At 47.9% G+C, this 6,397-nt stretch carries 7 protein-coding genes; 4 read left to right on the top strand and 3 right to left on the bottom strand.

The window, feature by feature from the left end:
• Positions 1-1,373, top strand: a 1,373-nt coding sequence (locus B3180_RS00310) for an AbgT family transporter (RefSeq protein ID WP_286842191.1), incomplete at its 5' end; no start/stop codon positions are given.
• A gap of 4 nt (positions 1,374-1,377) precedes the next feature.
• Positions 1,378-2,163 (top strand): SDR family oxidoreductase, encoded by a 786-nt coding sequence (locus B3180_RS00305; RefSeq protein WP_278358772.1) that lies wholly within the window; start codon positions 1,378-1,380, stop codon positions 2,161-2,163.
• A gap of 15 nt (positions 2,164-2,178) precedes the next feature.
• On the opposite strand, the gene B3180_RS00300 is transcribed toward B3180_RS00305, so the two are convergent.
• A complete protein-coding gene (locus B3180_RS00300; RefSeq protein ID WP_273022942.1) occupies positions 2,179-2,589 on the bottom strand; it encodes a VOC family protein in 411 nt (136 codons plus the stop codon).
• 70 nt (positions 2,590-2,659) lie between these two features.
• Between B3180_RS00300 and B3180_RS00295 the strand changes: the two genes are divergently transcribed.
• Positions 2,660-3,073, top strand: a complete 414-nt coding sequence (locus B3180_RS00295) for a DUF3293 domain-containing protein (protein WP_278358773.1) — start codon at positions 2,660-2,662, stop codon at positions 3,071-3,073.
• A gap of 27 nt (positions 3,074-3,100) precedes the next feature.
• Positions 3,101-3,994, top strand: coding sequence for a DMT family transporter (locus B3180_RS00290; RefSeq protein WP_339616996.1), 894 nt, complete (start codon positions 3,101-3,103; stop codon positions 3,992-3,994).
• Here the strand turns inward: B3180_RS00290 and B3180_RS00285 are convergent.
• Entirely contained in the window at positions 3,984-5,039 is a 1,056-nt protein-coding gene (locus B3180_RS00285) for an endonuclease/exonuclease/phosphatase family protein (RefSeq protein WP_278358774.1), read from the bottom strand. The two genes, B3180_RS00290 and B3180_RS00285, sit on opposite strands and share 11 nt — an antisense overlap.
• Positions 5,040-5,450: 411 nt before the next feature.
• A partial coding sequence (locus B3180_RS00280) for a 2-oxo acid dehydrogenase subunit E2 (RefSeq protein ID WP_286842182.1) occupies positions 5,451-6,397 on the bottom strand: 947 nt, incomplete at its 5' end.

The raw sequence follows: 6,397 nt of genomic DNA, 5'->3' as shown, positions 1-6,397 counted from the left end.
CAACCATTAAATCCGTATACCCCCTATTAAGTGGTACCGAAATGGCCGCATTCCTTGCCAATATGGTTGACACCTTTATGGGCTTTGCGCCTTTAGGTGTTGTGCTGGTTGCCATGTTAGGTGTCGGTGTAGCCGAGCGCTCAGGTTTTATTAATGTCGCCATTAAGTTAATGCTGAACGTCACGCCCAAAATGTTGCTGACGCCAGTGCTGATTCTGGTTGCTATTGTCAGCCATACCGCCGTTGATGCCGGCTATGTGCTGGTTATTCCTTTGGGTGGTGTTATTTTTTACGCTGCTGGTAGACATCCATTGGCCGGTATCGCCGCCGCTTTCGCTGGTGTTTCCGGTGGCTTCAGTGCCAACTTTGTTCCTTCCGCTATAGACCCGTTGCTACAAGGTTTTACTGAAAGTGCCGCACAAATTATTGATGCGGATATGCAGTTAAACCCATTAAACAACTATTACTTTACCGCCGCTTCGTCAGTTATCGTTGTCGCTATTGGCTGGTTCCTGACCGATAAGGTGGTTGAACCTCGTTTACGCGGTGCCGAAATTGACGGTGATGCCGATGACATGCCTGCACTGGATGATGTTTCCCCGCGTGACCGCAAAGCGTTTTACGCTGGCGTAATCACCATGGCAGTAGGTTTGGCCCTATTGTATTTTTCCGCAACGGCTGAAAATACACCATTAGCTGACCCGGCAACGGGTGAATTGGCATCCTACTCAGCCCCTCTTATGGGCATGATTGTTCCGCTTATTTTCCTGCTGTTTATTATTCCGGGCATTGTTCATGGCTACGTTTCCGGTAACTTTACCAACTCGCAGGACGTTATCGGCGCAATGACCAAGTCGATGGAAGGTATGGCTTACTATATGGTCATGGCGTTCTTCTGTGCCTTATTTATTAAAGCCTTCGGTGACTCTCAGCTCGGTACGCTAATTTCCGTTAAAGGCGCGAACTTCTTGGCCAGCCTGGAGCTGTCCGGTGGAGTTACCATGGTCGGCATCGTCATTCTGGTAGCCTTTATCAACCTATTTGTGGGTTCAGCTTCAGCGAAATGGGCTTTGATATCACCTATTTTTGTGCCCATGCTAATGCAGCTGGGTTACTCACCGGATTTAACTCAGGCTGCTTATCGTGTCGGTGATTCATCCAGTAATATCATTACTCCGCTGCTGCCCTACTTCCCGCTGGTTGTGCTTTACTGCCAACGTTACGTAAAAGGCACCGGCATTGGCACATTGGTTGCGATGATGCTGCCATACACTATCGCTCTGTTGATTTTGTGGTCAGCGTTCCTGATTTTATATTGGACACTTGGGTTCCCACTCGGTATTCAGGCTAACTACGTTTACCCGGCGGGCTAAACTCATGACCTCTGTTAACAATAAAACAGTCTGGCTAACCGGTGCTTCTTCGGGCATCGGTCTGGCTTTGGCACGTCAGTTAGCCAATCAGGGTGCCAGACTTATTTTAACCTCACGCCGTGAGCAACAATTGGAAGAGTTACGACAGAGCCTTCCAAACAGCGAACAGCATCAGGTATTAGCTCTGGACTTAAGCCAGCCTGAGAAAGCCAAAGAAACAGCGTCTGCGGCATTGAGAAATACACCGGTCGATATACTTATTAATAACGCCGGTGTTTCTCAGCGCAGCCCGGCTATGGAAACTGATCTCACTGTATACAGAACGCTGATGGAGGTCGATTACTTCTCGGTAGTGGCGTTAAACCAGGTGGTATTAGCTGAAATGGTAAAGCGCCGTAATGGCCATATTGTCACCGTTTCTAGTGTGGCAGGCAAAGTTGGAACCAAACTACGCAGCGGTTATTCAGGCGCTAAGTTCGCAGTCATTGGCTATATGGACTGCCTGCGAGCGGAAATGGCCGAGCACAATGTGCGTTGCACAACGGTACTTCCCGGCTTTGTACGCACACAAATAGCGCACAACGCGTTGACCGGAGACGGCTCTTTAAGAGGTAAAGAAGACCAGGACAACGCCAGCGGCATCAGTCCTGAGCAATGCGCCGCCGATATTATCCGCGCTATTGAAAGCAATAAAGCGGAAGTCATTAGCGGCAAAGGCATGAGCAAAGTAGCACCGCTACTACAGCGATTCTTCCCGGGTTTACTCAGAAAAATGTTGGCTAACCGGTGAGTTCGCTTACCGGTTTTAATTCCAGGCAGGGTTCCAGGTAATTTCCCAAATATGCCCATCCGGGTCTTTAAAAAAGCCCCCGTAGCCGCCCCAGAATAAGTCTTTCGCGGGTTTAATAATCTCAGCTCCTGCTCGTTCCGCTTCCACCATAACTTCATCAACCGCACTCCGGGAACTGACATTATGGCTCAGCAGAACTTCATTAGCCGCACGAGCGACATCAACGCCCATTTCTGCCGCAATACTTTTACGTGGCCATAACGCCAATCTGAGCCCACTGGGTAATTTAAAGAACACCACGGCACCATGCTCAAACTCTTCACCTATAATGCCGTCGGTTTCCCAACCCAGGCCGTCCTGATAAAACGCCAACGAACGTTTCAAATCATCAACGCCTAAGGTGATCACACTAATACTGGGGTTCATAGAACCTCTTCGCGATTAAGGCTAAACTCTTACAATGTACTCTAATCAACATTGATACTCCGGTCAAAACATGGATAAAGAACTGCTAAGCCATTATAAGAATACAGATTACTGGTTCACAGTTGATGACAAGACAATCACTCTGAATATAGGGCGGAAGAATAATGACTTTGACCGCTTATGTGAACGTTTCGGCTGCACTACGGGTGCTTTTATCACCGCCTGTAACCCGCAAAGCCAACTTCTCACAGATGACGAAAATAAACGCAGAAACAAACAATTAGCCACTCATTTAGAGAAATTAAGCCAATTTTACTGCTTTCCTGGTGCAGGACAGGACCGCGACCAACAATGGCCGCCGGAAGCCAGCTTTATGATTTTAGGACTCAGTCAGGAAACAGCCATTGACCTGGCACGAGAGTACCAGCAGAATGCGCTGGTCTGGATTGAACATCAACAAGCTGCAGTGCTCATCGACGTATGAGTTAAGGGGACACCATGCCATCACACCATAGCCGCTGATAAACAAGCTTTTGTTTATGCGATCATCGCCGTACTGTTATGGTCAACGGTCGCTACTGCATTTAAAATAACTCTTCAGTACATGACACCACTGCAGATGGTCACGGCCGCCAGTACGGTATCTTTTGTCATTCTAGCGCTGGTCTGCTTTATTCAGAAAAAGACCTCTGAGCTGATACTTGAGCTGCGTAAAATGCCTCTGTATTACCTGCTGATGGGGCTTATTAATCCACTAATTTACTACCTGGTGCTTTTTCAGGCTTATAAACTATTGCCGGCTTCCGAAGCCCAGCCACTTAATTACACCTGGGCCATTGCCCTTAGTATTATGGCCGCGCTGTTTTTAAAACAAAGCATACGCCGGCGCGACTGGGTTGCCTGCGCCTTAGGTTATTTTGGCGTTTTGGTTATTGCCACACGAGGTAATGTGCTGGCTCTTAGCTTCAGTGACCCCTGGGGCGTTACACTGGCGTTAATTTCCACTTTCTTGTGGGCTGGTTACTGGATCCTGAATACACGCCGCAACGCCGACTCCGTCGTGAGCTTAGTGCTTTCCTTCGGCCTGGCTTTACCCATACTCATTGTCGCTAGTTTTATCTGGAGTGACTGGTCTGCAATACCCTGGCAAGGCTGGGCCGCAGTAAGCTATGTGGGATTATTTGAAATGGGAATAACCTTTTTATTCTGGTTAAAAGCCATGAAGACAGCCACCAATACGACGCTTATCAGTAACCTAATTTTTATTTCGCCTTTTATCTCACTGTTGCTGCTCTCAGTAGTGATTGGCGAAACCATTTATCCAAGTACCCTTATTGGCCTTATGCTGATTATCTTCGGGCTGTTAGTTCAACGTATTCACTTTCGGCGTAAGCTTAAGCCATAGCCTTGTTCACAATCTCATCGGCGGCTTCTTTGTCCTCTTCATCTGGTGAAGGGCCGTCATCCACACCGTTCTCTCCCGGTGCCAAAGCAAGCTCCGTCAGTAACGGAAAGTGATCGGACCCAAAGCCCGGTAAACGCGTCATTGAGACCAAAGCAAAATGGTGGCTGTGGAATATATGGTCGAGTGGCCAGCGTGCAAACCAATATTCCGCATGAAAGGTATTGAACATACCGCGCCCAATTCGAGGGTCTAACAAGCTGCTGATTTTTCTGAAAAGAAGCGTGGTACGTGACCAGGCAACGTCGTTCAAGTCTCCGGTGACTATGGTTGGGTATTTCTCCGGCTCTACCCTACGAGCAACCAGCACCAATTCGGCATCCCGCTCCTCCGACTCTTCATTCTCAGAAGGACTCGGTGGCGCCGGATGCACAAAATGCGCTTTTACTCTCTGTCCGCAAGGCAGTTCGATAAAACAATGTATTGAAGGTTTGTCATCTTCTACCAAATACTCGACATTAACGTCAGACAAAACATAACGAGAATACACATGCATGCCATAGAGGTTGTCCAGAGGTACCTTTACCGTATACGGATAATCCTTTTCAATTACATCTAACCGTTCCTGCCACCAGTCATCCGACTCAAGCGTGACCAGTACATCTGGCGTAAAATCATGAACAAGCTTAATTAAACCATCACTATTATGGTTAGGGGTAAGAACATTGGCCGTCATAATACGTAAACGCTCGTAATGACTACCCACCCGGACAGCCTCAACTTCCTTAGGAAAGAAGAACGTATAAGGCACAACCCACCACAGCTGACAAACTAAACAACCAATGAGGAGCCCCGAAGCAATAGCAGTAACAGACGTCCAGTCACGAATAACAACCAGACCCACAACCAGTAAGGTTGCTAATAACACCGACAGCTGCAAACGCGGAAAATCTAACCCACGTATCCACCAGACTTGTGACCGGGACAAAGGCACCAGGGTAAGCACCAACAGTAATACCGCCAAGGAAAGATAAATAATTTCAAACATGCTGGCTCTCAATACGTCTCAGATAAGAAAACCATAGCACAGCTATAAGAAAATAAGGGGAAAGGAAGTGTTAAGGCTCCTACGGACATTGCGCTCCGCTGGAAGTCAAAACTCTCTGATACAGGAGACGCAGCGAGCTCATCCATGAGAGCTTGACGAAGGCCATCCATGGCCTTCGACACTCCTGTATCAGAGGGTCTTAACTTCCGGCACTACGCACACTATCCGTAGGAGCCTTAACCTTATTAAACAAACCTAGATAAGAGGTAGGGAGTCAGAAACAAAAAAGAGTTAGGTGTAAGTTAAGAAACTGTGTGACGCCAAGGATGGCGTCACCCAAGCCCCCATGGACGGGTTCACGGCGTGTTTCTTAACTTAGCCTAACTCTTTGTTTCTGGCCCAGTCTTTATCTCAGACCATGTTTACCAGCATGCTGGTTGGGTCTTCGAGGTATTCCTGCCAGAGTTTGTTGAAACGGGCAATGGTACCACCATCGATAATCCGGTGGTCGCCTGACCAGCTTACCGTCATTATCTTACGGGCAACCACGTTACCGTTGGCATCAAAGCGCGGCAGTTCCTGCACCTTACCTAAAGCGACAATCGCGGCTTCCGGCTTATTGATAATAGGTGTTGCCACCGTACCGCCAATAACACCAATGTTTGAAATACTGATAGTACCGCCTTTCATATCGGCTTGCGGCAACTTGCCTTCACGCGATGCCTGAGTCAGACGAGTGACTTCATTGGCTACATCAATAATGCTCTTGTTTTGTACCTGTTTGACGTTAGGTACTAACAGGCCAATTTTGGTATCAACGGCCATGCCAATGTTGTGGTCATCAAAGTAAGTGATCTCTGTACAGTCTTCATTCACCTGTGCGTTCATCACCGGGAATTCTTTCAGTGCCAGCGAAAGAGCTTTAATGAAGAATGGCATTACAGTTAAACGAATGCCTTTCTCTTTGTACTGCTCTTTCAGCTTTTCACGCAATGCGATTAGCTCAGTAACATCAAACTCATCCGCGTAAGTGAAATGAGGAATGGTGCTGACCGAACTCATCATTTGCTTAGCCATAGCCGCTTTCACACCGCGGATAGCCTCGGTACGAGTACCACCAGTAGTAGCCGTTTTTTGTGACGGCTGACTATCAGTTGTTGTCTGCGCTTTCTGGTCACCTGACTTAAAGGCTTCAATATCTTGCTTCAGAACCCGGCCTTTTTTACCTGAACCCGATACTTCCGCAATATTAATATCGTTCTCACGTGCCATACGGCGTACTGCCGGGCTTGCAATGGCTTTGCCCTGACGTGCTTTCGCTGGCGGTTCAGCCTCTGCTTTGGAATCAGATGACGGTG

The organism is Idiomarina sp. UBA4206 (assembly GCF_002383015.1).
GTDB classification, from domain to species: Bacteria; Pseudomonadota; Gammaproteobacteria; order Enterobacterales; family Alteromonadaceae; genus Idiomarina; species Idiomarina abyssalis.
Note: the sequence above shows the minus strand (reverse complement) of the source record. Positions and strands in the feature narration are given on the sequence as shown.